The sequence below is a fragment of the Rhizobium sullae genome, assembly GCF_025200715.1.
GTDB lineage: Bacteria > Pseudomonadota > Alphaproteobacteria > Rhizobiales > Rhizobiaceae > Rhizobium > Rhizobium sullae.
In genome coordinates this window covers 2,607,842-2,634,052 of the sequence record NZ_CP104144.1, presented here as the reverse complement: position 1 = coordinate 2,634,052, position 26,211 = coordinate 2,607,842, and the positions used below count along the sequence as shown (strand labels likewise).

General features: G+C 58.4%; 25 protein-coding genes and 1 pseudogene. 16 read left to right on the top strand and 10 right to left on the bottom strand.

Going from position 1 to position 26,211, the window contains the following annotated elements; genetic code table 11:
• Positions 1–126 precede the first annotated feature (126 nt).
• From N2599_RS33510 to N2599_RS33490, 5 genes are all read left to right on the top strand, one after another.
• The gene (locus tag N2599_RS33510) at positions 127–1,395 is read left to right on the top strand and encodes an ABC transporter substrate-binding protein (RefSeq protein WP_027511457.1); all 1,269 of its coding nucleotides are present in this window, start codon (positions 127–129) and stop codon (positions 1,393–1,395) included.
• Between the two features lie 102 nt (positions 1,396–1,497).
• Positions 1,498–2,331 carry a carbohydrate ABC transporter permease gene (locus N2599_RS33505; RefSeq protein WP_051336690.1) on the top strand — a complete coding sequence of 278 codons (834 nt, stop codon included), beginning with the start codon at positions 1,498–1,500 and terminating at the stop codon, positions 2,329–2,331.
• 3 nt (positions 2,332–2,334) lie between these two features.
• Positions 2,335–3,159, top strand: a complete 825-nt coding sequence (locus N2599_RS33500) for a carbohydrate ABC transporter permease (protein WP_027511455.1) — start codon at positions 2,335–2,337, stop codon at positions 3,157–3,159.
• Positions 3,160–3,324: 165 nt separating this feature from the next.
• Positions 3,325–4,248, top strand: coding sequence for an ArsR/SmtB family transcription factor (locus N2599_RS33495; RefSeq protein WP_027511454.1), 924 nt, complete (start codon positions 3,325–3,327; stop codon positions 4,246–4,248).
• Positions 4,249–4,548: 300 nt separating this feature from the next.
• Complete coding sequence (locus tag N2599_RS33490) at positions 4,549–5,454, top strand: nucleotidyltransferase and HEPN domain-containing protein (protein WP_260308522.1); 906 nt, start codon at positions 4,549–4,551, stop codon at positions 5,452–5,454.
• A 281-nt stretch (positions 5,455–5,735) separates the two neighbouring features.
• Here the strand turns inward: N2599_RS33490 and N2599_RS33485 are convergent, their stop codons facing one another.
• Positions 5,736–6,116, bottom strand: coding sequence for a hypothetical protein (locus tag N2599_RS33485; RefSeq protein ID WP_027513036.1), 381 nt, complete (start codon positions 6,114–6,116; stop codon positions 5,736–5,738).
• Between the two features lie 18 nt (positions 6,117–6,134).
• A complete protein-coding gene (locus tag N2599_RS33480) occupies positions 6,135–7,061 on the bottom strand; it encodes a LysR substrate-binding domain-containing protein (protein WP_027513037.1) in 927 nt (308 codons plus the stop codon).
• A 102-nt stretch (positions 7,062–7,163) separates the two neighbouring features.
• Here N2599_RS33480 and metC point away from each other — a divergent pair, with 102 nt between their 5' ends.
• The 5 genes from metC to N2599_RS33455 are packed head-to-tail and all read left to right on the top strand — an operon-like array spanning position 7,164 to position 12,495.
• Positions 7,164–8,369 (top strand): cystathionine beta-lyase, encoded by a 1,206-nt coding sequence (gene metC / locus N2599_RS33475; protein WP_037143587.1) that lies wholly within the window; start codon positions 7,164–7,166, stop codon positions 8,367–8,369.
• 31 nt (positions 8,370–8,400) lie between these two features.
• On the top strand, positions 8,401–9,435 hold the full coding sequence (locus N2599_RS33470; RefSeq protein WP_027513038.1) for a transporter substrate-binding domain-containing protein: 1,035 nt from the start codon (positions 8,401–8,403) through the stop codon (positions 9,433–9,435).
• Between the two features lie 40 nt (positions 9,436–9,475).
• On the top strand, positions 9,476–10,591 hold the full coding sequence (locus N2599_RS33465) for an amino acid ABC transporter permease (RefSeq protein ID WP_027513039.1): 1,116 nt from the start codon (positions 9,476–9,478) through the stop codon (positions 10,589–10,591).
• A 2-nt stretch (positions 10,592–10,593) separates the two neighbouring features.
• Entirely contained in the window at positions 10,594–11,700 is a 1,107-nt protein-coding gene (locus N2599_RS33460; RefSeq protein ID WP_244564597.1) for an amino acid ABC transporter permease, read from the top strand.
• 9 nt (positions 11,701–11,709) lie between these two features.
• A complete protein-coding gene (locus N2599_RS33455) occupies positions 11,710–12,495 on the top strand; it encodes an amino acid ABC transporter ATP-binding protein (protein ID WP_087001040.1) in 786 nt (261 codons plus the stop codon).
• A 680-nt stretch (positions 12,496–13,175) separates the two neighbouring features.
• Here N2599_RS33455 and N2599_RS33450 read toward each other — a convergent pair.
• From N2599_RS33450 to N2599_RS33430, 5 genes are all read right to left on the bottom strand, one after another.
• Positions 13,176–13,517, bottom strand: a complete 342-nt coding sequence (locus N2599_RS33450) for a hypothetical protein (protein WP_027513043.1) — start codon at positions 13,515–13,517, stop codon at positions 13,176–13,178.
• Between the two features lie 104 nt (positions 13,518–13,621).
• A complete protein-coding gene (locus tag N2599_RS33445) occupies positions 13,622–15,796 on the bottom strand; it encodes a xanthine dehydrogenase family protein molybdopterin-binding subunit (protein WP_027513044.1) in 2,175 nt (724 codons plus the stop codon).
• A 10-nt stretch (positions 15,797–15,806) separates the two neighbouring features.
• Positions 15,807–16,277 (bottom strand): (2Fe-2S)-binding protein, encoded by a 471-nt coding sequence (locus N2599_RS33440; RefSeq protein ID WP_027513045.1) that lies wholly within the window; start codon positions 16,275–16,277, stop codon positions 15,807–15,809.
• Between the two features lie 95 nt (positions 16,278–16,372).
• Positions 16,373–16,543 carry a hypothetical protein gene (locus N2599_RS33435; RefSeq protein WP_156915361.1) on the bottom strand — a complete coding sequence of 57 codons (171 nt, stop codon included), beginning with the start codon at positions 16,541–16,543 and terminating at the stop codon, positions 16,373–16,375.
• 108 nt (positions 16,544–16,651) lie between these two features.
• Complete coding sequence (locus N2599_RS33430; protein ID WP_027513046.1) at positions 16,652–17,041, bottom strand: c-type cytochrome; 390 nt, start codon at positions 17,039–17,041, stop codon at positions 16,652–16,654.
• Between the two features lie 364 nt (positions 17,042–17,405).
• Between N2599_RS33430 and N2599_RS33425 the strand changes: the two genes are divergently transcribed.
• From N2599_RS33425 to N2599_RS33405, 5 genes are all read left to right on the top strand, one after another.
• Positions 17,406–18,128, top strand: coding sequence for a response regulator (locus N2599_RS33425; RefSeq protein WP_027513047.1), 723 nt, complete (start codon positions 17,406–17,408; stop codon positions 18,126–18,128).
• The gene (locus N2599_RS33420) at positions 18,125–18,379 is read left to right on the top strand and encodes a hypothetical protein (RefSeq protein ID WP_027513048.1); all 255 of its coding nucleotides are present in this window, start codon (positions 18,125–18,127) and stop codon (positions 18,377–18,379) included. Before N2599_RS33425 ends, N2599_RS33420 begins: the two co-directional genes overlap by 4 nt.
• A 466-nt stretch (positions 18,380–18,845) precedes the next feature.
• Positions 18,846–19,550: a carbonic anhydrase gene (locus N2599_RS33415; RefSeq protein WP_027513049.1), complete on the top strand. Its 705-nt coding sequence runs from the start codon at positions 18,846–18,848 to the stop codon at positions 19,548–19,550.
• A 4-nt stretch (positions 19,551–19,554) separates the two neighbouring features.
• Entirely contained in the window at positions 19,555–21,084 is a 1,530-nt protein-coding gene (locus N2599_RS33410) for a SulP family inorganic anion transporter (RefSeq protein WP_027513050.1), read from the top strand.
• 295 nt (positions 21,085–21,379) lie between these two features.
• The gene (locus N2599_RS33405) at positions 21,380–22,357 is read left to right on the top strand and encodes a 3'-5' exonuclease (protein ID WP_027513051.1); all 978 of its coding nucleotides are present in this window, start codon (positions 21,380–21,382) and stop codon (positions 22,355–22,357) included.
• 131 nt (positions 22,358–22,488) lie between these two features.
• Here the strand turns inward: N2599_RS33405 and N2599_RS33400 are convergent.
• The 3 genes and pseudogenes from N2599_RS33400 to N2599_RS33390 all read right to left on the bottom strand — a co-directional run.
• Positions 22,489–22,616 (bottom strand): annotated as a pseudogene (locus N2599_RS33400) (IS5/IS1182 family transposase); the annotation flags it as partial.
• 126 nt (positions 22,617–22,742) lie between these two features.
• Positions 22,743–23,180 carry a VOC family protein gene (locus N2599_RS33395; protein WP_027513052.1) on the bottom strand — a complete coding sequence of 146 codons (438 nt, stop codon included), beginning with the start codon at positions 23,178–23,180 and terminating at the stop codon, positions 22,743–22,745.
• A gap of 619 nt (positions 23,181–23,799) precedes the next feature.
• On the bottom strand, positions 23,800–24,873 hold the full coding sequence (locus N2599_RS33390) for an alpha/beta fold hydrolase (RefSeq protein WP_037143592.1): 1,074 nt from the start codon (positions 24,871–24,873) through the stop codon (positions 23,800–23,802).
• A 158-nt stretch (positions 24,874–25,031) separates the two neighbouring features.
• On the opposite strand from N2599_RS33390, the gene N2599_RS33385 reads away from it, so the two are divergent.
• Positions 25,032–25,907 carry a LysR family transcriptional regulator gene (locus tag N2599_RS33385; RefSeq protein WP_260308517.1) on the top strand — a complete coding sequence of 292 codons (876 nt, stop codon included), beginning with the start codon at positions 25,032–25,034 and terminating at the stop codon, positions 25,905–25,907.
• Positions 25,908–26,211 lie beyond the last annotated feature (304 nt).

Genomic DNA, 26,211 nt, shown 5'->3' with positions numbered 1-26,211 from the left:
GTCTGAACCCGGATTTCGGAAATAAATGCTGGAATGGGATTGTGGGCCTTGGAGGAGGTTCGCAACGAAAGCCATCCCGTGCTGCGGGATGGTCATAACCGATGCTTTAATCGAGGAGGAACCGACGTGAAAAAGATACTGAAACTGGCCGTTTCGGCGGCAATCGCATTGCTGCCCTCGGCAGCCGCATTCGCACAGACGGACGTTACCTGGTGGGACTTCTTAAGCGGAGGCGACGGCGTCCGCATGAAGGCGCTGATCAAGGAGTTCAACGATACCCATCCGGATATCAAGATCAACGCCACGACACTTGAGTGGGGCGTGCCGTTCTACACCAAGGTCCAGACGGCTGCGGCCGTCGGCCAGCAGCCGGATATCATGACCTATCACATGTCGCGCTATCCGCTGGCCGTGCCGAGCGGCATCCTTCGCCCGCTGGCGCCGGAAGAACTGGAAGCGGCAGGCATCAAGAAGGAGAACTACGTCGACGCCAGCTGGAAGCAGGCGACCTCCGACGGAAAGGTCTACGGCATTCCCTTCGATATTCACTCGATAGTTCTTTACTACAACAAGACCATCCTGAAGGAAGCCGGCCTGCTCGGCGACGATGGCCTGCCTAAGGGTCTCGACGGACTCGACAATTTCAATGCCTCGCTTGAAAAGATCAAGGCAACGGGCAAGGTCGAGTATCCGCTGTCGCTGCACACCGACGAAGGCGGCTCGATGTGGCGTGTCTTCTATACCTTGCTCGCCCAGCAGGGCGCGAAGTTCATCGAGGGAGACGAGATCTTGCCGGGCGATGCCGGCGTCAATGCGCTGAAGACCATGGCAAACTGGGTCTCCACCGGCTATTCGCCGAAGCTGATTTCCTATGAAGCCTCGATTGCGCTTTTTACCTCCGGCAAGGCCGCCATGCATATCAACGGCGTCTGGGAGGTGCCGACGATGGCCGATCTGCAGAAGAATGGCAATCTCGGTTTCGAATGGGGCGCCATCGAAATCCCGAACCTGATGGGCACGCAGGCGACTTGGGCGGACTCCCACTCCTTCGCAATTCCGAACAGCGAAGCCAGGCCGATCTCTCCGGAGAAGGTGAAGATCGTGCTCGAGATCATCAACTGGATGAACGAGCATAGCATTTCCTGGGCTAACGCCGGCCACATCCCGGCCTACAAGCCGGTGACCGACAGTAAGGAATTCAAGGAAATGCAGCCGAATGCGACCTATGCAAAGCTCGCAGACACGGCCGTCTTCGATCCGGTCTCCAAACTCGCGGGCGTTGGCGGTCCGATCTACGAAGCGACGCAGAACTTCGTGGTTCCGGCGTTGAACGGACAGCTCGAACCGGAAGACGCGATCGAACAGATGCGCGAAGAACTGAAGAGCCAGATGTGAGAATTCGCCGGCCGGAGCCACCCTCCGGCCGGCGGCTGCTCTTGAAGGAGAAGCTTAGTGTTCAGCAGTGAAAGACGAGGCAAGACGCTGACGGCAATCGTCATGATCGCGCCGTTTCTGATCGCCTATCTGGTCGTTTTTGCATATCCGGTCTACAAGATGTTTGCCTTGAGCTTCACCGACGCGCCGCTGATCGGCGAGGGCCAGTGGGTGGGCTTCGGCAACTATGTGAAGCTCTTCGGCCAGAAGCTCTTCTACACCTCGGTGTGGAACACCGGTTATTTCGTCGTGCTGACGGTCATTCCGAACACGCTGATCGGACTTGGCCTGGCGCTGATGGTCGTGCGCCTGAAGGGCTGGCTGCAGAGCCTGATACTCGTGCTCTTCTTCATCCCCTATATCCTGCCGGTATCGGTCGTGACGCAGATATGGCAATGGGTTCTCGACCAGCAGTTCGGCATCGCGCAGCACATCATCGAATTCTTCACCGGCAAGCGCGTCAGCGTTTTCCGTGACCCCGTCTGGGCGATGCCGATGGTGGCACTCGTGACGGTCTGGTGGACGAACGGCTTCAACCTTTTGCTCTTCATCGCCGGACTGCGCAACATTCCGCAGGACTATTACGAGGCTGCGATGCTCGACGGTGCGACGCGCCTCCAATGCTTCCGCCGCATCACCTGGCCGCTGATCTGGCCGGTTACAGCGCTCGTTCTCACTCTTCAGCTCATCCTGCAGCTGAAGATCTTCGACCAGGTCTATCTGATGACCGAGGGCGGACCGTTCAATTCCACCTATGTGCTGCTGCAGCTCGTTTATCGCGAGGCTTTCCGCCTCAACCACGGTGGCGTCGGCTCGGCCGTCGCAGTGATGCTCTTCCTGATCATCGTTGTCGTTTCCGTGCTGCAGTACCAGCTTCTGCGCGTAAGGGAGCGCTGACACATGCCCGGCAAGACCATCGGTAACGCGCTTCTTCTCGTTCTCACCTTCTGCATCGCCTGCATGTGGGCCTTCCCGATCTATTGGGCAGTCGTCACGTCGATCAAGCCGGAGCAGGAGGTGGTGATGAAAACGACCTTCATTCCGGAGGTCTTCAATTTCTCCGCCTATTACTTTGCCCTGTTTCAGACCAATCTCGCCACCTGGTACCTGAATTCGATCGTGACTTCGATAACCGTCACCGTCGTCGTCATCGTCATCAGCGTGATGTGCGCCTATGCGCTGTCGCAGATCGTGTTTCCGGGGCGAAAGCTGCTCTACGGTATAATCCTCGCGAGCTTCATGGTGCCGTCGCAAGCCCTTGTGGTATCGCAATTCGTGCTCATGCACCGGCTGGGCCTGATCAACACCTGGGGTGGCATCATTCTGCCGCAGCTGATCGTGCCGGTCGTCGTCATCGTCTACAAGCAGTTCTTCGATTCTGTTCCGAAAGAACTGCGAGAAGCGGCAAAGCTCGACGGGTGCGGCGAGTTCCAGATCCTCTTCAAGCTCTATCTGCCGCTGAACTGGGGCATTACCACAGCACTGGCGATCATCACCTACATCATGGCCTGGAACGCCTTCCTGTGGCCCTTCCTCGTCACGAGCTCCGAGAACATGATGACGGTCACCGTCGGCATTACCCAAATCAGCGATGCCTTCGGCGTCAAATATGCCCGTGACATGGCCGTCGCGATCCTCGCAGCCATGCCGGTCGCAGTGGCTTATCTGCTCTTCCAGAAGCGCGTGACACAGGCGCTCATGCTCTCTTCCGGCATCAAGGGGTAAGACGAATGAAGCATACCTTTCGGGCCGAGGTGAGAAGGCCCCGCCGGTCCGCGATGGCTCTCCCGAGGCGCGGGCCGGCACCTTCAGAAAAGACGGCGACACTGTCCATGCCGCATGATATCAGCGAAATACAACCAAGAAAGACTGGAGAACCGGTAGTCGAGCATGGAGACTAAGCTTCTAACAGTCGATCCGATGAAGGATGGCGAAGTCGTCCACGCCCTAGGATCAGCGACGCGCATCGAAATGCTCAATCTGCTGCGCCAGAAAGGCCCTTTGAATGTCAACGACATCGCCGGTCACATGGGCTTGCCGCAGTCGACGACGGCGACCAATTTGAAAGCGCTGGAACAGGCGGGTCTTATCCAGACACAGACGATGAAGGCGACGAAAGGCAATCAGAAGGTCTGCTCCAGCATCTATGACGAGATTCTTATCCGCTTCGACACGAACGGCACGAAGTCCTCCGGCGACGTCGTTACCGTCAGCATGCCGATCGGACTCTTTACGGAATTCGAAGTGGAGGCGCCCTGCGGCCTGTGCTCGGTCAATAATGTCATCGGCATGCTGGACGTGCAGGAAGTTTTCCTCGACCCGCAGCGCATGCAGGCCGGGCTTTTGTGGTTCACCCGTGGCTACGTGGAATACAAATTCCCGAACAATGCCAGGGTCACGGGCAGAAAGATCCGCAAGTTGGAGTTTTCGGCCGAGCTCAGCTCCGAGACGCCGGCGACCAATGCCAACTGGCCGTCCGATATTTCGATCTGGGTGAATGGCATCAAGGCCGGTCACTGGACGTCGCCGGGTGATTTCGGTGACCGGCGCGGCATGTATTCGCCCGCCTGGTGGAAACTCAGCGGCTCGCAATACGGCAAGCTCAAGACCTGGACGATCGACGACAAAGGAACCTGGATCGATGGTGCGATGGTCTCGACACAGACGATCGTCTCGCTTGGCATCGCCGATCATCATTCCATTCGCTTCCGCATCGGCATTGACGAGAAGGCGGACAATCCGGGCGGCATGAACATTTTCGGCAAGGGTTTCGGGGATTTCGACCAGGATCTGGTCATGTCGATCTACTTTTGAAGCGAACCCGGATACGGAAGGGGCTCGCCTCCTGCCATATCAGCGAGCCCCATGAATGTCATCGACTTGGTCGAGTCCGGTGACAGCAGCCAAACGCCGCTTTTGACAAAAAAGTTCCTGTCTGGCGCGGAAACTATGCAGGCCCCCACCTCTTCTGGACGGTGCAGCGATTGTGGTCGCTCGACACTCCGCAGGTCATCGATCGATTTCACCGCCGGATCAATCCTTCGTCTTCCATGCCGCGGTTCCTACAGTTTCCAGTAGTGGACGGCGAATCGTCTTTGGCCTATCGATGAACCCATGCGATCGTCCCTGGAACATCTGCCGGAAGAAAAGCAGCGCGAGCTTGCCCGCGTCGTTGCGATCATCCATGAGGAGTTCGCCGACGCGCTGTCAGGCACGTCGGCCGCCTTCAAGAAGCGCGGCCGGATCTTAAAGATTTTGCTTTTCGGTTCCTTCGCGCGCGGCACCTGGGTCGACGAGCCGCACACGATGAAGGGCTACCGCTCCGACTACGACATCCTCGTCATCGTCAATTCCAAACAACTGGCCGAACCACAATACTGGGACAAAACAACCGACCGGCTCCTTTGGGACAAAGGCGTGAAGACGCCGGTCGGGCTGATCGTCCATGGCGCCAGGGAGGTGAACAACTTTTTGGCCGATGGCCAGTATTTCTTCGTCGACATCCTGCGCGAGGGCATCGTGCTCTACGAGCTCGACGACCGGCCGCTCGCCGAACCAAGAAAGCTTTCCGCTACCGATGCGTATAGGGTGGCGAAGGAGCATTTTGCGAAGCATTTCGTTAATGCAAAAGATTTCGCCGACGGAAGTAGGTTCTATCTCAGCAAAACCAACTTGGCCCTCGCCGCTTTCATGCTCCACCAAGCGGTTGAAACCGCGTATTCCTGTCTGCTTCTCACGCTGACCAACTACAGCCCGCCGTCGCACAATCTGAAATTCCTCCGCGGGCTCGCCGAAGATCAGGACCGCCGGCTCATCGACGCCTGGCCGCGTGACCAGCACCGCTATACTGCCTGGTACAACATTCTCAACGAAGCCTATGTCAAGGCCCGATACTCGAAGCACTTCGAGATCACCGAAGAGGCGCTAGGCTGGCTGCTTGAGCGGACGGAGCATCTCCATCAGATTGTCGCGACCATCTGCCAGGAGCGCCTTGCGGAGTTGGAACGGGCAACCGTTTGACGATTCCGCTGAATTCGGCATTAGGGCCGTGCTATCGGGAACAGATCACCGGCGACGGCCAAGATGGCTTTGTCGCTCTCTCCAGGAGAGTAAAATAGCCCTGATATGCGCGGCACTCGCATCAGCGCGACAGCGATGACGGAGACCGGTGGCACCCTTCGTCGGAGTTAAAAGGCAACTCGAAAGCCGCGTTAGCCCGGCCGGCGTAGTGCTCACGGCCGTCTCAATCGGTCGTCCCTGACAGACTGCCGACTACGATAAGCCTCCCCCTTGCAGCAGAACTATTGGACGCTCTGCCCTGTAAAGCGATCTCGTCCGTGCCAAAACTCGCAAACTGGACACCATTCGCCGTCGTAATCGACCCCTTCTTGGTGAGGGCACCCAATGATGCCATCGGTCATCACGACGGATTGCGCCTGATGCTCCTCGATAAATTCGAGTATCTCACGGGCAATGGCGGGGTCGGCGCGGACATCGCCGCGTTCCACTTTCCAGTCGCGCAACTCTTCCACTGCTGCATTCTCGGATGGGACGATGCCAACAGCGACCTTTGTTGCTTGGCTCAGGTTCGGACCGTAGAAGGCAATCGTTGCAATTGGCCATCCCCGCAATCCCTTCCGGGCTTTCTTACTCAGGCGCTTGAGAAATCGATCTTCCAACATGTTGCGCTTTCGCGACCCCTAGCGACCATGCGGGCTATAGCTGCTGCATTCCTGCAGGAGTTGATCGCGCTCTTGCATGAGATCCGCTGCAAACTCATCCACAAGACGCGATCTTGCCCTTTGTGGCGGCAGGATCTGCAATGTCACGAAGGTGACTGCGGGAAGCAAGGGGCGGGCAACGAGTCCTGCTTTTTCGTATCCCTCTGACACGTAGCTTAGGACGTTGGCGACGCCCACGCCCACGCCTTCGATCGCAAGTTGGCAGACTGTGGCTGAGAATTGCGTTTCCACGATCATGCGAGGCGACACACCCTGGGCGGCGAGATGACGGTCGAGTTGCTTTCGAGCGGTGTCCTCAGGCGCGAGACAGATCAGGCGTTCCCGTTCGAGGTCAAGCGGGCTCACGATACGTTTACTTTCGAGTGCGTGACCTTTTCGGAACACACATACACCGTAACTTTCAATGAAAGGCTCGGCGACCAGATTGGTAGTGTCGATCTCATCGGCACAAAGCCCAAAATCGAACAAACCGCTCGCCACCAGATCACGAACTGCAGACGAGCCCGCGATTTCGAAGGTAATCGATACGGCGGGCCGGTGCTTCAAATACTTGGCGATCACTCGCGGCATGAAGCTCAGGCCCAGAGCGGCGGAACTCGCGACCTTGAGCGAACCTGTCCCCACTTCCCGGATGCGTGCTGCCGCTTGTTTCAACCTATCAAGGCCAGCGTGGGCGGCCTGAACCTCGCGGTAAAGCAGAAGAGCTTCCGGCGTCGCCGTAAGCCGGGGGCCAGAGCGTTCGAACAGCTTGAGTTTGGTTGTGTCTTCGAGCCGCTTCAAACCACGACTGACGCCAGGCTGCGAAATTCCCAGTAGATCAGCAGCTCTCGTGGTCGAGCCCGTTTTCATGACTGCGCTAAATATTTCAATCAGGGCAAGGTTCATGGCGATCCATTATAACCACAGTGAATGATTTGGTGATCACTATACATTTGTGGCGGCTCAATCACACGATTACTGTCGGAAGCAGCCAAGGAAACATTAAATATGCACGACGACACCAGATGCCTTCAGACAAACGACGCCACAGCCCCACTCGGCTTTCAAAGCCTGTCCTTTCCTGTGTTCCGTGGCTCTACGGTCGTATTCCCTACGGTCGATGCCTATCAACGCCGTCGGGAGACTTTCTACGATGGTTATTCCTACGGGCTTTACGGCACCCCAACCTCGCGGGCTCTCGAAGCGCGCATCGCGTCGCTGGAATGCGGAACCTACTCCCACGTTGTGCCGTCTGGTCTTGCTGCCATAGTCTTGACAATTCTGGCGGTGGCCAAAGCGGGCGATCAGGTGCTGCTCCCGGACAGTGTATATGATCCGGTAAGAACACTGTCCGATAACTTTCTCTCATTTCTAGGAATTGAGGTCGGCTATTACGATCCGCTGATCGGGGGTGGGATTGCGGCACTCCTCAACGACCGCGTCAGGCTGGTCTTGGTCGAATCGCCTGGCTCGGCAACGATGGAAATTCAGGACATGGCGGCGATTGTAAAGGCCGCACGGGCAAGCGGCTCGCTCGTGGCCGCTGACAACACGTGGGCGACCCCGCTTCGACTCAAACCGCTAGCGATGGGGATCGACTTCTCCATCTGTGCTCTGTCGAAATATCTCTCCGGCCACTCGGACGTGCTGATGGGGTCAGTCGCCGTCCGCGATGAAACCCTCTACCGACGCCTTCGGGATGTATCGCGTTATCTTGGTTACGGTGTGTCGCCAGAAGACTGCTCGCTTGTCATGCGAGGTATCGAGACGCTTCCCATTCGTCTCGATCGCGCAGAAGCGAATGCCCTGGCGATTGCAAAGTGGCTTCAGGAGCGCCCTGAAGTTCTGAGCGTTCTACACCCGGCGCTTCCTTCCCACCCCGGGCACGAATTGTGGCAACGCGACTTCCTGGGATCTTCGGGCTTGTTCTCTGTGGTTTTGCAATCGTGGACGCGCCCGCGCGTCGCATCGGCGATCGAATCCTTGGAGTTCTTCAGCATAGGGGCAAGTTGGGGCGGCACGAAAAGCATCGTGGCTGTGATTGATCCACAGCCGGCTCGGACAACGACCAGAACCGACATACAGGGGCCCCTGATCCGCTTCAGTATCGGCTTGGAGCATGTCGATGATCTGCTGGCCGATCTCGAGAAATCATTTCGGATCCTGGCGGCCGAGATGGTGGAACCTTCCATGCCCACCCGGCGGGAAATCTAGATATCCAATCAAGAAAAAAGGGAACACGAGCATGAAACTTAGAACTTTCAAATCGCTGGCCTTTGCCAGTATCGCTATCGCTACCTCAGCCATGCTGGGAGCGCCGGCGGAAGCTCAAACTGTCGTAAACAAGATCAAGGAGCGCGGTTATGTGAGCTGCGGTGCTAGCCAAGGCGTGCCGGGGCTCTCGCGGCCGGACGAGAAAGGCTACTACCGTGGCTTCGACTCCGACATTTGCCGGGCCTTTGCGGTCGCCATCCTGGGCGACAAGGACAAAATCCGCTTTGTGCCACTTAATGCAGGCCAGCGGTTCCCGGCGCTGCAGACGGGCGAGATCGACATTCTCTCCCGGACATCAACCTTGACCTACACGCGCGATATGGTGGTCCGCTTCGTATGGCTAACCCTCTACGACGTGGACGGACTCCTCGTTCGCAAGGCGGACAATATCACAGACCCCAAACAACTGGATGGCAGGACGGTCTGCCTGCAGGGTGGTGGCAGCCTTACGGAAACAGCAATCCAGGAGACCGAAGAAGAGCACAACATATCGATGCAGAAGGTTTACTTTGATTCTACGATACAGGCGCGGGATGCCTTTTTCGGCGGACGTTGCGACAGTTACGTCACCGACGGCACTGCCGCAGCCGGACAACGTGCCTCGGTCGCCAAGAACCCGGACGACTACGCCATTATTAGAGTCGGAAATACCGTCGAACCGAACGGGGTCGCAATCGCACGCGGTGACGACCAATTGTTCGATATCGTCCGCTGGACCGTCAACGCGCTACTTTGGGCCGAGGCCAACGGTATCGACTCGAAAAACATCGATGAGAAACTCAAAACAGGAAGCGTTGAAGTGAAGCGTGTTTTGGGAGAGGAGCCCGGTTTCGGCAAGCCAATCGGGCTTGATGACAAGTGGGTCTACAACGTCATCAAACAGATGGGCAGCTACGCGGAAATTTGGGACAACAATCTTGGGATGAAGAGCCCACTTAAAGTCGCACGCGGTATGAACGCCCTGGCCAAGGATGGTGGGTTGAACTACCCGCTTCCGTGGAACTGACACTACTACCGTCCATACAAGCAGAAGTGAGGAGAGTCAGATGTTCAACGACGTGAAGGCCAGAGCGATTGCCGTTCAGGGTGTTTTACTGTTGGTGCTCATTGGGTTTGCGACTCTCCTCTTCACCACGACGGTCACCAATCTCGAAGCGCGTGGCATCCCGATAGGCTTTGACTTCCTCACTATGCCGTCAAGGCTCGTGATCTCCGAGTCGATGCTGTCATACGGACCGCGAGACCCCTACTATTGGGCGATTGTTGTCGGGATCGCCAACACGATCCTTATTTCGGCACTGGTCATCGGCTTTTCATCGATCATAGGCCTGATCCTGGGAATCACGCGCCTGAGCAGCAATCCACTCGCCTCAGGCACATGCAAGGTCTGGATCGAGGTCGCGCGCAACACCCCTCCAATTGTCCTGCTCATTTTTCTCTATTCGTTGTGGTGGAAGGTACTTCCGCCGATTACCGAAGCCTTCAATCTTGCGCCCGGCACCTACGTGTCAATGCGTGGTATGGTGATGCCGTCCGTCAACCTCAGCTTGCAATCAATTGGATGGGGTCTCCTTGGCCTGGCGATTCTTTTCCTTGGAGCGCGAGCATTCCGTACGTTCTTTCCGCAAATTCATTCGCGTTCGATCCTCACCTTGGTGGGTGCAGTGGCAATCGGTATCTGGGTGGCAAATGTGCCAGCCAATGTAGATTGGCCGGTCTTTACGGGTTTTAGTTTCCGGGGAGGGATCACGCTAACACCGGAACTCAGCACAATTCTGGTCGGTTTGACGATCTACACCAGCGGCTTCGTTGCGGAAATCGTTAGGGGCGGCGTATTGGCCATTGGAAAGGGCCAATGGGATGCCGGCCGATCACTCGGTCTGTCCCGAACCAGTATATTGCGACTGATCGTCATCCCGCAGACGTTGCGCATAATCGTGCCTCCTCTGAACAGCCAATACATCAACGTCGTCAAGAACTCGACGCTTGCGATTGCGGTTGGCTATCCTGATTTCCTGGCGGTTATGAACACGACCATAAGCAAGTCGAGTCATTCGATCGAAGGGCTGTTTATCATCCTCGGTGTCTACCTTGCGCTGAACCTGACTTTGTCGGCTGCCGCGAATTGGTACAACCGTCGTATCGCAATAGTGGAGCGATGACTATGAAACCAATATCCGCAGAACTCGTAGGGCAGCCAATTATGCCTCCAGTTTCATCGGGAGCTTTGGCCGGCAGGGCTCGCGAAACAGCCAAGCTTCTCTTCGGTACACCCTTGAATGCAACGCTCAGCATCATTTTTGGTGCTGGCCTGTTTGCTACGGTGCCCCCGATGTTTCGGTGGTTCTTCTTGGACGCGGTTCTGTTTGACCCTGATCCCGACGCATGCCGTGCGGCTTCCGGCGCTTGCTGGAGCTTTATCTACGCAAAATCCGGCCAATTGCTTTTTGGGATCTACCCTTTTGACGAGCGTTGGCGTCCGGCACTGGTTTGCGTCCTGATCATTGCCCTTCTCGCCTGGTCGGTTCGACCCGCCAGTTGGACGCCGAAACTTTTACAACTTTGGATCGCAGCCCTGGCGCTCGTCGGATGGCTGATGAGTGGTGGTCTCGGACTGGTAAGTGTTCCCACATCGTCCTGGGGCGGACTTCCAGTAACCCTTATTTTGACTGTTGTGGCCATTGGGGTCGCTTTTCCCGTCGGCGTCTTGTTGGCACTCGCACGACGCTCTACGACGATGCCAACTGTACGAATTATGGCAGTGGCCTTCATAGAGGGGATTCGTGGACTCCCGCTGCTGTCTATCCTGTTCGTTGCGTCGATTATGCTCCCGCTGTTCTTGCCGGACTATCTCTTGCCTGACAAGTTTGTACGTGCGTTGGTCGCTCTGACGCTGTTTGCGTCGGCCTATTTGGCTGAGGTGATCCGCGGCGGCCTGCAGGCCGTCCCGAGTGGGCAGTACGAGGCCGCTGAAGCTCTCGGTCTTTCGTTCTGGCGCACGCAACAACTCGTTATTCTGCCGCAAGCCATTCGTATCGCCATCCCCGCTCTTGCAAATACGATCATTGTGATGATCAAGAACACCAGCCTGGTGCTTGTCGTCGGACTGTTTGATCTCATCAGCTCGGGCAAGGCGGCGTTGGCCGACCCAGCATGGCCATCGCCAGCGGCCGAAACGTTTCTGTTCATTGGCGCGATTTTTTTCGCGCTCTCTTTCTCTTTCGCCCGTTTTTCCGATTTCTTGGAACGGCGTGGCCGCATCAGTCATTGAGAGGATTGCATGACTTTATCCATTGTGGGCCAGTCCAGCCATCAACCTGTTTCTCCGAATGAGGAAGTTGCTATCGAGTTGACGAGCTTAAATAAGTGGTATGGCGACTTCCATGCCTTGAAGGACATCAACCTGAACGTGATGCGCGGCGAGCGCATCATCGCTTGCGGGCCATCCGGTTCGGGCAAGTCGACCATGATCCGCTGCATCAACCGGCTGGAGGAACATCAGAGCGGCAAGATCATCGTTGACGGTATCGAGCTTACCAACGACCTGAAGAAGATCGACGAAGTGCGCCGCGAGGTCGGCATGGTATTCCAGCACTTCAATCTGTTCCCGCATCTGACAATCCTCGAAAATTGCACGCTGGCACCAATCTGGGTGCGCAAGATGCCAAAGAAAAAGGCCGATGAGATCGCGATGCACTATCTTGAGCGCGTCAAGATTCCCGAGCAGGCCAACAAGTATCCGGGTCAGCTCTCCGGCGGCCAGCAGCAGCGTGTGGCGATTGCCCGATCACTCTGCATGAACCCGCGCATCATGCTGTTCGATGAACCGACATCAGCGCTCGATCCGGAGATGATCAAGGAAGTGCTGGATACGATGGTTCAGCTTGCCGAAGAGGGCATGACCATGGTCTGTGTTACCCACGAGATGGGCTTCGCCCGCCAGGTGGCCAACCGCGTGATCTTCATGGATCAGGGCCAGATCGTCGAGCAGAACGCGCCGGCCGAGTTCTTTGACAACCCGCAGCACGAGCGGACAAAGCTCTTCCTCAGCCAGATCCTGCACTGACCTCCGACTGATAGCTTCGTTGAACCGATGCCGCTGCTCTATAAGCGCGGCACGAAACACAGATCGAGTGTGCGAGATGACTATGTAGGCCGCGATTGAGTGCGTGACAAGCATCTCGACGGGAGGCGAGGCTCGCTCCTTTCGATGGTCCTTGAGACCCACCAGGACAATTACGCGCAGCCCCTGCGCGAACAGTTCATTCACGGCCAGACCTATTCCAACGACGAGGAGTGGGACGCGTTTTCGCAAGCGGCGCCCAAGGAGACAATGTCGTGGGCGTGCGCATCCTACGACCGGCGGAGAGACCAAGTGTTTCGCGACGACGATTATCCGGTCCTGCGCGGCACTGGGTCGATCCTCGACGAAAAGACGACTATCTGTGGACCAATGGCTATGTGCCGCAGCTCGACACCCATATCGGCCCGAGATACCAAACCCGCTTCACATCACCCTCTTGGGCATCAAGAATATGCCCAAAATTGATGACGTTCTTGCCGACATCATGAGGTTCAACAAAATCAATTAGATTCGTGCAACTTCAACGACGGCCTGCCGATTACGGTGCGGTTTGCAAAGATGGTCGGTGACGTCCTGGCCATGGGGGCCAAGGTCGGGGTCAATGTTCAATGCGCACGTTGGGGTCAAAACGGCCAAAACAAACGCGGCTATCTGCCAAGTTGTCAGCGGATTGCGATCGATCTCGACGACACTTTGCGAAGGGCGAGCGTCGTATTGATGTTCTGGTCCAGAACATGGCGCGATCTCATCGCCTCCGAGCGGCCTCCCGCCGGCATCCTGTCGTCGATGCAGGGCGTTGGAGGCCTCGCGGTCACCAATGCCGACAGAGGTTGGACGGGGGCCGGAGCCGTGCGCACCGACGCGGCGTCCAAGCCTATCGCCATCGCCAGAATGGAGAATGCGAAAAGTGCGACGCCGACGACTTGGTCGGATATCGCATGCCGACGGCGGAGCAGATACTCTTCCAGATAGTCCGGTTCTTGATCTCTGTCTTCGTGGCGCATGACAAACTCGCTTGGTTGATCCTAGAGGTTGGGCCCGCAAAGAGGCCTCCCGGCATTCGTTGCGGAACCCCTTTTCCCTTGTAAAAGGCTGCATATCCCCTTGTTTATGAAAGGCTATTGTTCTTCAGCGGCAGTTGCCGGATCCGTTTGCCAGTAGCGGCGAAGACGGCGTTCAGGACGGCCGGGCCGGCGACGGCGATGGTCGGCTCGCCAACGCCACCCCAGAAGCCACCGGACGGCATGATGATTGTCTCGACCGCCGGCATCTGCTCCATCCGCATCACCTCGTAGGTGTCGAAATTCTCCTGTTCAACGCGGCCGCCATTGATGGTGCATTCGCCGTAGAGGCAGGCGGAGAGACCGTAAACGAAGGACCCTTCGACCTGGCGTTCGGCCTGGGCGGGGTTGACGATATGTCCGGGGTCCGTCGCGGCGACGATGCGGTGGATCTTCAACTGTCCGTCGGTGATGGAGATTTCCGCGGCTGCAGCGACATAGCTGGCAAAACCCATGATCTGCGCAAGGCCACGGTATATGCCTTGCGGCGCCGGCGTTTCCCAGCCGATGCGTTCGGCGACGGCCTCCAGAACCGCCAGATGCTTCGGATGGTCAGCCATAAGCTTACGGCGGAAATCGAGGGGATCGGTTCCGGCCGCATGGGCAAGTTCGTCCAAAAAGCTTTCCACGTAGAAGGCATTCTGGTTGAGGTTTACGCCACGCCAGAAGCCGGGTGGTACGGGAGGATTGCGCATGGCATGGTCGATGAGGAGATTGGCGATGGTGTAGCCAAAGACACCCTCGCTACCGCTGGCGTTCAGCCCCTGGAACACGATTGGGTCGTGACCGTTCTCGCGAAACATCTGCGGACGGAGCGAAGAGAGGATAGACTGACCGCTGATGCGCATGTGAAGCGCCGTCAGATTGCCGTCGGCATCGAGTGCGGCCCGCATCCTGCACTGCGTCGTCGGGTGATAGGAGCCGTGCAGCATGTCCTCCTCACGCGACCAGATCAGCTTCACCGGCGTGCCTGGAAACTCCTTGGCGATCGTAACCGCTTGGCGGACGTAGGATTCGTTGGAGCCGCGCCGGCCAAAGCCGCCGCCGAGATGCAGCTTGTAGACCTCGCATTGTCCGATCGGCAGGCCGGAGGCTTCCGCCACGTTCGCAAGGCTGCTTTCGCCGTTTTGTGTCGGCACCCACACCTCGCATCTGTCTGGCGTATACCGTGCTGTCGCATTCATCGGCTCCATCGTGGCATGGGCTTGATAGGGGAAGGAATAGGTTGCCGTGACGACCCGTGCTGCTTCCTGAAGTGCTGCGGGCGCATCGCCTGTCGAAGTGCCGAGGAACGCGTCGTCTGCATCGAGGCCTTCGGCGAGCATTGCGGCGATGGAGGCGCTCGTAACGGCTTTGTTCGGACCATCGTCCCAGACGATCGGAAGTGCGTTGAGCGCCGATTGCGCCTGCCACCAGGTCTCGGCAACCACGGCCACGGTTGCCTCATCGACCTGCACGACCTTGCGCACGCCCGGCCTCGCCGAGACGGCGGCGGCATCGAAGCTTGCAATCTTGCCACCGAACACCGGGCAGGCCTTCACCGAGGCGTTCAGCATTCCGGGAAGTTGAACATCGGCGCCGTAGATCTGCCTTCCGGTGAGCTTGTCGGCGGTATCAAGGCGCGGAAGCGGCTTGCCGGCAATCTTCCAGTCCTTCGGGTCCTTGAGCGCGATCGCGCTCGGAACTGGCATCTGCGTGGCAAGCGTCGCCACGGCGCCATAAGGCGTCGTACGTCCGGAAGCGGGATGGGTGATGATGCCGTTCTGAACGGAACATTCGGAACGCGGAACATTCCAGGTGCTGGCGGCGGCTGCAACAAGCATTTCGCGTGCGGCAGCTCCGCCTTGCCTGACGTATTCGTGCGAGCCGCGAATTCCCTGGCTGCCCCCGGTCGAGAAACTACCCCAGACGCGCTCGCGTCGAAGGCTCTCCCCAGGGGTCGGATATTCGGTCGTAACCTTGGACCAGTCGCATTCGAGCTCTTCGACGACGAGCTGCGCCAGTCCCGTGAGCGTGCCTTGTCCCATTTCCGAGCGGGCGATGCGGATGACGACGGTGTCGTCCGGATGGATCAGAACCCAGGCGTTGACTTCCGGCAATATATCCGATGCCGCCTGCTCGGCATTTGCCGGTAGCGGAATCTGAAAGCCGAGTGAAAATCCGCCGGCCGCCGCGGCCGTACCAATCAGAAACTTGCGGCGTGATAGCGTGACCACATTCATCGTTCTACCCTCAGCCTTTCTGCGCGGCACTGCTGTTTGCAGCGGCGAGCTTGATCGCGGCCCGCACCCGGTTATAGGTGCCGCAGCGGCAGATATTTGTGATTTCCGCGTTGATATCGTCATCCGTTGGGTTCGGAGTCGTGTTCAGCAGGGCAGTGGCCGCCATGATCATGCCGGCCTGACAGTAGCCGCATTGCGGCACGTCGAGCGCGAGCCATGCCTGCTGGACCGGATGGGAGCCCTCCGGGGAAAGCCCTTCGATCGTGACGATCTCCTGGGCTGCGTCGATCGCGCTGACCGGCATAGCGCAGGAGCGCGTGGCGACGCCGTCGATGTGCACCGTGCATGCGCCGCATTGCGCAATGCCACAGCCGAACTTGGTGCCGGTCAGGCCGGCCTGTTCACGCAAAACCCATAAAAGAGGCGTTTCAGGATCCACGTCGATATCGCGGGCCACGCCGTTAATGGTGAGTTGAACCATCACATGCTCCAATCTCTTGAAAGAAGTCCAAGATGCGATGGCGGATTTCCCGCCATCGCGTGCCGCTCGATCAGGATGCAGGGGTGGTATCCTGGTCAGCTGGCGTTGCGCTGCCCGTCCGAGCCAGACTGGTCGGCCGGGGGAGCCGGCTGCGATTGCGAGCTGGCGGACGGGAGCCGCGTGCAACCGGACCCTTGGGCCAAGGCATTGCCTGCGGCCACAAGAAGGCCGACGGAGGCTGCCGATGCGATGAGAAAATTCTTCATGAATGCCTCACTTCTGGTTGGAGTTTGAATTGCCTGAGAGCGGACGATCCGATCTCGGGCTGCTACTGGAGCTTCCGCTCCGTCTTTTCCCCGCCCGGCGCATGCGCTTTAGTCGACGGAGGAAAGCCTGCGCAGATAGGCGATGATCGCCGATCGCTGCGCCTCGTCACGAATAGTGACGGTCATCGTCGTGCCGGGAACGACTTGCCGCGGATTGGCCAGAAAGGCCTGCAGCCTCTCCTCGTCCCAGACGATGCCGGACCCGCCGAGCGCTTTCGAGTAGCGTGCGCCTTCAATGGTTCCCGCCGACCGACCGAGAAGGCCGGAAAGATGCGGCCCCATCCGGTTTTCGCCGATGTTGACACTGTGGCAGGTGCCGCAACGGGTGCGGAACAGCCGTTCGCCCACCGGATTGACCGGCTCCTGCGCCAGGCTCCGGCCGCCAGCCGCCAGCGACAGGGAGAACACCAGCATTGAGCCGAGACAGATTGGTTTCATTGAAAGTCCTTGTGTCATTGCGTCCTGCATAGTTGGGACTTGGGACTGCACGGATGCGGATGAACGGCTGCTTCGATGCAGATCGTTTCGACGCTTGCAGGCTAAGGGCGGTTTGTCGCAGAGATGTGCCAGACGGGTAGGGAATTGTCGCGAAATGTCTCAAGCCGTCCGGACATGTCTTCATTCAAGCTTAGACGAGACCGAAGACGGACCCGCCAGTTCAGGCTATTCCTTGGAATGGCGGGCATTCGTCAGGTAACCGGATCGCCGGTTTCGGCAAACTTTGATACACTTTTGGAGGTGCCGGATTTTTCCGTCACTTTATATTGCCGTTCATATCTTCATTCCTTGCGTGAGGCGCTCTATGCAAACGGCACACCATATCGTCGTCGTAGACGATCACCGGGACATCCGTGACCTCGTCGGCAAATATCTTTCCCAGCAGGGCTACCACGTCAGCGTCGCCGAAAGCGGCGCGGCTCTTCGGCGCATCGTCGAACGTGGCGCCCCGGACCTGATCGTTCTCGATATCATGATGCCGGGGGAGGATGGTCTATCAGTCTGTCGCCAGCTGCGCGGCACGATGGAGATACCGATCATCTTCCTGACGGCGATGGCGGACGATACCGACCGCATCATCGGACTGGAGCTCGGCGCCGACGACTATCTTACCAAGCCCTTCAACCCGCGTGAGCTTCTGGCGCGCATCAGGGCCGTGCTGCGCAGGGTCAACAGCCTGCCGCAGCAGCAGCGCGAGACGATCAAGTCGAAAACCGTGACCTTCGATCAATGGCGGCTCGATGTCGGGCGCCGAGAGCTGATCGGCGAGGACGGCGTCGGCATCGCGCTCAGCATCGCGGAGTTTCGCCTGCTCAAGGCCTTCCTGGAACATCCGGGCCTCGTCCTCAGCCGTGACCAACTTCTCGATCTGACCGTCGGCCGCACCGCAGATTTTTTCGATCGCAGCATCGACAACCAAGTCAGCCGCTTGCGCAAGAAGATCGAGTTCGATCCGAAAAATCCCGCCATCATCAAGACCCACTGGGGCGGCGGCTACCGCTTTTCTGCAGAGGTGGCATCCGGATGATGCTATGGTGGAAAAGGAGCCTCGCCGCCCAGTTCATCGAATTCATGCTGCTTGCGCCCGTCGTATCGCAGGCCCTTGCATTCCTTATCTCCTGGGGCGAGCGCGACGAGGCCCTGCGGGCGGCCACCAGGGGCGAGTTCTTCAGCCGCACCGCATTGCCTGCGAGCCTGCTCGAATCCCTGCCTGCTCCCCTTCGCCAGGAAGTCCTGCTTGCCAGTGGAACACGCAATCGCTGTTCTCGCTCGGGATAACAACCATCGTGCTTTTGGTCATCGGTGTCTTCACTAGCAATCGCATTGCCCGGCCGCTGTGAGGGCTTGCCTCGGCTGCCGAGGCTCTTGGGCGGAGCGAGACCGTGGAGAAGCTGCCCGAATTCAGGCCCGGCGAAATCCGCCTGACAGCCGGAGGCGTCCCGCCAGCTCTGAGAGCGGCGCGCCATCTCTGCGGACGAGTGACTAGTCGTTTGATGCTCGCTCAGGCCCGCCTACGCGAGTTTTCTCAGTGATCCAAGGGTTCGGCGTTGAGATAAATGCCATCTAGGATTGCGTAAATCACGTTTTATTGAAAAATGTTGCGCCGCAATATGCTGCGTGGCTCTGTTTTTGATCTCTTCTCTCCCTTTATTGTGCATCTGCGAACAGATCGCTTTTGCAACCCGCCGGATGAGAGACGTGCTCCTCCCAGTCCGACGTCCGGCCAGAAAGAGGATCCGAAAATATGGGTGATCTCCTGAAAGGTATCTCCAGCTTCCGCGGCGCCGTATTCCCGAGTCATTCGGCGCTTTACCGCAAGCTCGCGCGCGAAGGCCAGCAGCCACATGCCCTGATGATATCTTGCGCCGACAGCCGGGTGATGCCGGAAACGATAACACAGTCCGGTCCCGGCGATCTCTTCGTCTGCCGCAATGCCGGCAATATTGTTCCCCCCTTCTCGACCCTCAATGGCGGCGTCTCTTCCGCAATCGAATATGCCATCCTAGCCCTCGGCGTCAGCGACATTGTTGTCTGCGGTCACTCAGATTGCGGGGCGATGAAAGGGTTGTGCCACCCAGCAATGCTGGAACCAATGCCGAATGTCGCAGCCTGGCTGCGGCACAGCCACGCTGCCTATTCGATTGTTTGCCAGGCCTATCCTGACGACCTTTCCGAAGCTGACCGCGTGCGGGCTGTAGCGATGGAAAACGTCGTCGTTCAGCTCGACCACTTGAAGACCCATCCAGCGGTGGCTGCAAAACTCGCGACCAACGAAATCACGCTGCACGGCTGGTTCTTCGACATTGGAACGGGCGAGGTCCAGGTCTATGACGGGGTCTTGGCGACATTTACCGATGTGCAAGAGGGCGAGCCGCTGCCGGTCGCCGTCATAGGACGAGATCACCCGCATGTCATGCCGCGGGCCGCTGCAACGCTTGCCGGGGAGTAACGCCATGATAAACAACGGCTCTGCTTTCTCGCGCGATCTCGCTTCGTCTCTGGTGGTTTTTCTTGTCGCCATTCCGCTTTGCCTGGGAATTGCGATCGCCTCCGGGGTGCCTGCGGCTATGGGACTAATCTCCGGTATCATAGGCGGCCTCGTCGTCGGCCTCCTGGCGGGCTCGCCTCTTCAGGTCTCCGGGCCTGCCGCCGGTCTTGCTGTCATCGTCTTCGGCTTCATCGAACAGTATGGCGTTGCCATGCTCGCTCCCGTGCTGCTCGTTGTCGGCTTGCTGCAGATCATAGCGGGTTTCCTAAGGATCGGTTCCTGGTTCAGAGCAATTTCGCCGGCCGTCGTTCACGGCATGCTGGCTGGCATTGGCATTTTGATCATCCTGGGGCAGATCCATGTGCTCATGGATGCCAGGCCTGCCGCCGGCGGCATCGAGAATATCACCGCGATCAACGAGAGCGTCGGTAGATTGTGGGGCACCAGCGTGACAAACGAGGCCGTCGCGCTTCTGGTCGGTCTCATCGCTCTCCTCGCGATGGTCTGCTGGGAACAATTCCGCCCGAAATTTCTGGCGCCGCTTCCTGGGGCCCTTGTCGGCGTTGCTGCCGCCACGGTCTTGGCTACCACACTTGACCTCCCGATAGCCCGCGTGAAAGTGCCTGCCTCACTGGCAGAGAGCATATCGATACCGGCGGCCGAGAGCTTTGCCCAGCTAGTGCAGCCCGGCATCATCTTGACGATTCTGATGATTACCGTCATTGCGAGCGCCGAAACGCTTCTTTCGGCGGCCGCCGTCGATCGCATGCACGACGGGGAGCGCACGCGCTTCAACAAGGAGCTCTTCGCCCAAGGCGTCGGTAACGGGCTCTGCGGATTACTCGGGGGATTGCCTATCACCGGTGTCATCGTCCGTTCGTCAGCCAATATCCAGGCCGGGGCTCGCACGCGGACCTCGGCAGTATTGCATGGGGCATGGATCCTGGGCCTGATGGCGCTTTTGCCGGGATTGCTGGAAATGGTACCATTGACGGCGCTCGCCGCCGTACTGCTCGTCACCGGCTGGCGGCTGATCAGCCTTCACCACGTACGCCACCTGTTCGAGCACCATGGTCTCATGCCGGTTGGAATTTGGGCCGTCACGGTGGCCATGGTCGTCCTGCAGGACCTGCTGGTCGGTGTGGCGCTCGGCCTGGCGCTGTCGATCCTCGAAGTTCTTCCCTATCTGCGCCGAAAGCTCGCGATCAGGCATTCCGAAGTCGACGATGAAATTCATGTCCGACTGGGCGGAGCGCTCACCTGCAAGGACGTGCCGGCGCTACTCAGCACGCTCGAAGGGCTGCCCGAAGGCCGCAAAGTCAATATCATCGGCAAACACCTGCGTTTCATGGATCACACCAGTGCAGAGACCATCAGCGAATGGCTCAGGCGCGAGACGAAATCCGGTCGAACCGTCCAGGTTCATCCGCCTCGGGCGGAGCGTCATCCCCGTCTCAAGCCGCTATTTGCGCGGTTTTCTGCCGAAGCAGCCTGATCGTTTGTAGGAGGGCAATTCCATTGCCCTCCCATCTCGTTGCGCCGAGCTGCAAAGTCAGTTCGGTCGGGTCGGACTCGACAGCAGTAACGAGCAGTGTGGCAGGCGTGACGCCTTCAGCTTGCTTTGTTGAAGGCGTCCTCAAACGTGTTCCGGTTGATGACCTTTTCGCCCTGGGGCTGGTCAAGGGTCCCACGGATTGGCGATCGTTCAGAACCAGTGCATAAACCGCATCTTTCGTTGCTCGCGATGCTGAGCGCCACTATCCTTTGCGACCATGCGGTGAGAGTAAAAGATGGATTCCCAACTGGACTTGTTCGCGAATGCGCTGTCTCCGACGGTGGAAAAAGCGATCGCGCCTGCTCAATCTCGTTCTCGACGCTCACAGGCTGTCGCGCGCTCCGACGACGAGATGGCGCGAAAGCTTGAAGAGACCGGAAACTATCGTATCCTCAGAAGACACGTCGCTCGCCCTGTTGCCGCGGTCAGACGGCCTGAGTTTTCCCGTGTTGGCGTCATTGTCGACACGGAGACAACGGGGCTCAACCACCGTAACGACGAGATTATCGAAATCGGCGCTGTTGCCTTCACATTCAACGATGATGGAGCTGTCGGCGACATCATCGGGGTCTATGGCGGCCTGCAGCGGCCATCCAAACCCATCCCACCAGAGATCACCCGGCTTACGGGGATCACGGACGCGTTAGTCGAAGGACAGTTCATCGACATCCAGTCCCTGCGCAGGCTGATTGAACCGGCAGATCTGATCATTGCCCATAACGCCGGTTTTGACCGGCCGTTCTGCGATGCTTTTTCGACCATCTTTGCCGGTAAAGCCTGGGCCTGTTCAGTCTCGGAAATCGATTGGAGCGCCCGCGGCTTCGAGGGAACGAAGCTCGGTTACCTCGTCGGACAGGCTGGCTATTTCCACGAAGGCCACCGCGCCGTTGATGACTGCTTCGCGCTCCTGGAAGTCCTCGATCAGCAGCGAGCCACTGAAGAGACACCGTTCAGCGAACTTTACCGCGCCAGCCAGCGTTCGCGGGTTCGCATCTTTGCGGAGCACAGCCCGTTTGACATGAAGGATCAGTTGAAGGCGAGGGGCTATCGTTGGTCGGACGGCAGCGACGGCCGTCCGAAGTCCTGGTGGATCGAACTCGATGAGGATGATCTCAGCGAGGAGCTTCACTATCTGCGCTCGGATATTTATCAATGGGACGAGGCGGACCCGCCAACTTTACACCTGACGGCATTCGATCGGTTCAGAGCCTGACGGAAGAACGGCCTGATAGGGCTTTTCAGCGGCCGTTCGTCTGCTCTTCGACGCCGGTCAGTGGTGAGCATGGCTGGATAGTGAGCCGCCGCACTGCGTTAGGAGGCAAGCCTTAGAGCGGTTTGAGAACGTCAGTGGCTGATACGTCGGAGCAGAAGACCGCCCATGGCGACATGGAGATGGCTTCTGCCACGTCGATGCAGACCTCGTAGTCGCGGACGAAGCGCCGCCATCGTGTCATCCAGCCGAAGGTCCGCTCCGGTTGACGACCTAATCGTGCTTGCGAGAACGCGGCCGACCGTGGAGGGAACCTCGAACAGGCGGTCGGTCCCGGACGCGCTGGCTGACATTGGTCACTCTTCACCATTTGTCCTTCGTATTGCGCTCAGCTGAGTTCTTGGGCGAGTCCGATGAGAAGCCCTTCAGGCCCACGGATATAGCAGAGCCGATACGCGTCTTTATACTGGACTACTTCGCCTACGAGCTGCGCACCGCGCCTGCGGAGCCTGTCAAGCGTCTCGTCGATGTCGTCCACGGTGAACATGACGCGGAGGTAGCCTAGGGCGTTGACCGGGTCGTTGCGGTGATCTGCGACGACAGGCGGCGTGAGGAAGCGGGAGAGCTCGAGGCGGCTGTGGCCGTCCGGTGTTCGCATCATGGCAATCTCGACATGCTGATCGCCCAGTCCTGTGACGCGTCCAGCCCATTCTCCTTCGATCGTGGCCCGCCCTTCGAGCTCGAGGCCGAGTTCGCGAAAGAAATCAATCGTCACTCCGAGGTCTTCGACGACGATTCCTACGTTGTCCATTCGCTTGAGCGCCATGTTTCCAATCTCCAAGGTGTCATTTTTCAATCGACAAGTCGCCTCGTCTGACAAAGGACGACTGAGGAAGCCCAACACCGACAGCCATCCACGCCCAATTCGCTGCTTTTCACATCAGAAGCTTGAATCATGGCCGCCTCAACCGCCATCCCGTTTTCAAACGATCTCTTAGATCAATCCTCAAAATCTGCTCCCGAAACGAGCTGGCTCTGAGGAGGAATCTAGGGATATCGTCTGTCGAGGCGCATGCGCTCGATAATGTGCCGACCGGATCCTTCAAAGTGACGTGGTGTGAAAAGATCCATGGGCACATCCTTGTGTTTGCCTATGGGTGTTCCATTCATGGATCCGATCGAGAGCTGTGTGCAGCGCAAACCACCAATCATTCTGTGGTTTGGCACCAACGTCCCTTGCAGGCCCGCGGCCTTAGCAATCTCGCCCCTTATGCCACCTAACAAACGAAGTGGAGCTCGATATGCGAATCCCAATCCAACGCGAAATCTTCCGTCGGAATTTACTTATCTCGTCTGCTGCGACGGTCGCTGTCACGGGAGCCCGACCTGATGCGGATTTGGGCGTTGCTTAGAGGCTCGCCGAGCCACAGCCGTTGAGCATGAACCTACGGGCTTGCGGTGTTGACGGATTCCGAAAGGAAACTCACCACTTCCGCGATGAATTGGGAACGGCCGCGCTCGGAACGATCGAGGTGGACATAATGCGTGGCGTCAGGAATCGTCACGCTACGGGCACGGGCAGCATTGACGAGGTGGCCTTCCAGCATCTTTACGTCATCAGGACGGCTCCAAAAATCGTTCTCAGAACGGATGATCAGCACGCGTGCGGTAATCGACGCAGCGTCCCAAAGCTGCCTGCCGGAGGCAAGATAGAAGCTGTCTTCCATCGCACCGGAAGGGGAGCGGAATACAGCTGGCTCCCGATCGTCAGCTATCGGATCGGAGGCCAACGCCGCGTGTTGATAGGCTTCGACCACCGCCGGATCACGCCAGCTCTGCTTGTCTTCGGCAGGAATGGATTTGTCCCAGGAGGGCATGAGTGAAGCGGCCGTGTTCAATCGGTATGCCCCGAATTTCGCAACATTGAAGCGACGGCGATCATTCGGGTCGGCGTTCTCGCTGTCTGCGCCAAGTGTGGGATGTCCAGAGGTGGCACCGTAAAGCGAGTTGTAGATGACCAGGTGGCTGACCTTTTCCGGGAAAAGAGACGCGTACATGCCTGCCCAGTGCCCGCCGGTGGCCCAGCCGAGCAAGCTTACTTGCCGGCTGCCAGTCCGATCCCGGATAGCCTCGACCACAGCATCGATGTCGCGGGCGACTTCGTTGGAATGGGTCAGCGGCCTGCCCTCCTGTGGACCATCCTGTCCTGGACGGTCCGATCCTCCGTAGCCACGGGCGTCGACAATGAACACTCGATATCCTCTGGTTGCCAACTCAGCAGCCAGCGATCCTCCTTCGACCGGCAGATCGAACGAGGCAATACCCGGCACCCGCGCTCCATGGACAAGGACGATCGGCGACCCATTGCGCTTTGGCCCTGTATTTTGGACTTCGCGGATGGCCAGTTCGATACCGGGTGCGGCATTTATCCGGAAATCCTTGCGTTCGACTTCTGCGAGTGCAGGCACAGCACCGAAGGTGGCTGCGATGGTAGCGCAGTAAACAGCGAGTCTTTGCATGGTCTGCTCCTTCAAAATCGTGGCCCAGCCAAGGGTGGCTTCGGCTGGATCGACTCTAAATCGTTGCGACGGGCAGACGTTTCCAATATCAAAACAGTGTTTATTGATATTGCTGCGATATGATGACCAGCCTCCTCCATATGCGGCATTTCATTGCCGTGGCCGAAGAACTGCATTTCGGACGCGCCGCCGCCCGACTCGGCATGGCGCAACCGCCACTTAGCCAATCGATCAAGAGGCTTGAGGAGCGCTTGGGATTTCCGCTATTCGAGCGGACCCAACGCGCGGTGCGCCTCACCGCAGCCGGGCGCGTGTTTCTGGAGGAGGCTCGTCGAACGATCGCGCAATCTGAAGACGCCGTTCGTTTGGCCCGCCGCGCGGCTTCAGACGACCTTGCCCAGATTTCCATCGCCTTTGTTTCCGCAGCTCTCTACCGTCTGCTTCCTCAGGCCATTCGCGCCTTCCATGAGATTTGGCCCGATACGACAATTCGCCTCGATGAACGTCCCACGGAGGCGCAACTGGCCGGCCTTGCGGGCGGTGATATCGACCTTGGCTTCTTCCATCCACCGATCAAGACCGTCGATGGCCTCGCGGTGGAACTGATCCACCGGGACAAGCTGATTGTCGCAGTGCCATCGCATCATCCACTCGCTGCGTTGAACTTCTGTCGGCTTGCTGATCTGGCTGGACACGATTTCATTATGTTTCCCCACCAGCAAGGCCCGACGCTTCACGGGAAGATTACAAATGCCTGCAGGGCGGCGGGGTTCGTACCAAACATCGTCCAGGAAGCACGGCAGATGCATACAATTTTGAGTTTGGTCGCCGCCGGGTTGGGCGTGTCGTTGGTGCCCACGGGCGCGACGACGATGAGGATCGCTGGCGTAGCATTTATCCCACTGGTTGACACACCTGCGGACATTGCCTGGGAAATGGCTATCGGATGGCAACCGCGAGGCGCACGAAAAGCCCTGCGGAACTTCCTGGAGGTGGTTCGAACCGTCGGTCAGAAGCTGAAGTCTGAAATGTAGCCGGCTTTCCTGATCAAGGCTGACCAATGCCAAAGCTTATGAAGCGGTTGCGGCGCGTAGCTGCCCGCCCGCTCCACACCAGTCGGACGATGAGCCACTTTGGGTGAGCCGGCGGCGAAAGATCTCGCCCGCCGGGCGTAAACGCGTCAGCGTCACCTGCGCGCCTCACCAAGGTCGCGGCCTGCGAATGACGTGCGACAGGATCACTAACCAGACAGGATATCTTGACGTATGGCGCGAGCTTCATGCCAAACGGGACATCCCGCAATGGATGGATGCAGGAAGCGGACAATCGTCGATGGCT

Coding starts and splice junctions, on each gene's coding strand:
- N2599_RS33505 (WP_051336690.1), top strand. CDS start 1,498: ATGATCGCGCCGTTTCTGATCGCCTATCTGGTCGTTTTTGCATATCCG.
- N2599_RS33500 (WP_027511455.1), top strand. CDS start 2,335: ATGCCCGGCAAGACCATCGGTAACGCGCTTCTTCTCGTTCTCACCTTC.
- N2599_RS33495 (WP_027511454.1), top strand. CDS start 3,325: ATGGAGACTAAGCTTCTAACAGTCGATCCGATGAAGGATGGCGAAGTC.
- N2599_RS33490 (WP_260308522.1), top strand. CDS start 4,549: ATGCGATCGTCCCTGGAACATCTGCCGGAAGAAAAGCAGCGCGAGCTT.
- N2599_RS33485 (WP_027513036.1), bottom strand. CDS start 6,116: ATGTTGGAAGATCGATTTCTCAAGCGCCTGAGTAAGAAAGCCCGGAAG.
- N2599_RS33480 (WP_027513037.1), bottom strand. CDS start 7,061: ATGAACCTTGCCCTGATTGAAATATTTAGCGCAGTCATGAAAACGGGC.
- metC (WP_037143587.1), top strand. CDS start 7,164: ATGCACGACGACACCAGATGCCTTCAGACAAACGACGCCACAGCCCCA.
- N2599_RS33470 (WP_027513038.1), top strand. CDS start 8,401: ATGAAACTTAGAACTTTCAAATCGCTGGCCTTTGCCAGTATCGCTATC.
- N2599_RS33465 (WP_027513039.1), top strand. CDS start 9,476: ATGTTCAACGACGTGAAGGCCAGAGCGATTGCCGTTCAGGGTGTTTTA.
- N2599_RS33460 (WP_244564597.1), top strand. CDS start 10,594: ATGAAACCAATATCCGCAGAACTCGTAGGGCAGCCAATTATGCCTCCA.
- N2599_RS33455 (WP_087001040.1), top strand. CDS start 11,710: ATGACTTTATCCATTGTGGGCCAGTCCAGCCATCAACCTGTTTCTCCG.
- N2599_RS33450 (WP_027513043.1), bottom strand. CDS start 13,517: ATGCGCCACGAAGACAGAGATCAAGAACCGGACTATCTGGAAGAGTAT.
- N2599_RS33445 (WP_027513044.1), bottom strand. CDS start 15,796: ATGAATGTGGTCACGCTATCACGCCGCAAGTTTCTGATTGGTACGGCC.
- N2599_RS33440 (WP_027513045.1), bottom strand. CDS start 16,277: ATGGTTCAACTCACCATTAACGGCGTGGCCCGCGATATCGACGTGGAT.
- N2599_RS33435 (WP_156915361.1), bottom strand. CDS start 16,543: ATGAAGAATTTTCTCATCGCATCGGCAGCCTCCGTCGGCCTTCTTGTG.
- N2599_RS33430 (WP_027513046.1), bottom strand. CDS start 17,041: ATGAAACCAATCTGTCTCGGCTCAATGCTGGTGTTCTCCCTGTCGCTG.
- N2599_RS33425 (WP_027513047.1), top strand. CDS start 17,406: ATGCAAACGGCACACCATATCGTCGTCGTAGACGATCACCGGGACATC.
- N2599_RS33420 (WP_027513048.1), top strand. CDS start 18,125: ATGATGCTATGGTGGAAAAGGAGCCTCGCCGCCCAGTTCATCGAATTC.
- N2599_RS33415 (WP_027513049.1), top strand. CDS start 18,846: ATGGGTGATCTCCTGAAAGGTATCTCCAGCTTCCGCGGCGCCGTATTC.
- N2599_RS33410 (WP_027513050.1), top strand. CDS start 19,555: ATGATAAACAACGGCTCTGCTTTCTCGCGCGATCTCGCTTCGTCTCTG.
- N2599_RS33405 (WP_027513051.1), top strand. CDS start 21,380: ATGGATTCCCAACTGGACTTGTTCGCGAATGCGCTGTCTCCGACGGTG.
- N2599_RS33395 (WP_027513052.1), bottom strand. CDS start 23,180: ATGGCGCTCAAGCGAATGGACAACGTAGGAATCGTCGTCGAAGACCTC.
- N2599_RS33390 (WP_037143592.1), bottom strand. CDS start 24,873: ATGCAAAGACTCGCTGTTTACTGCGCTACCATCGCAGCCACCTTCGGT.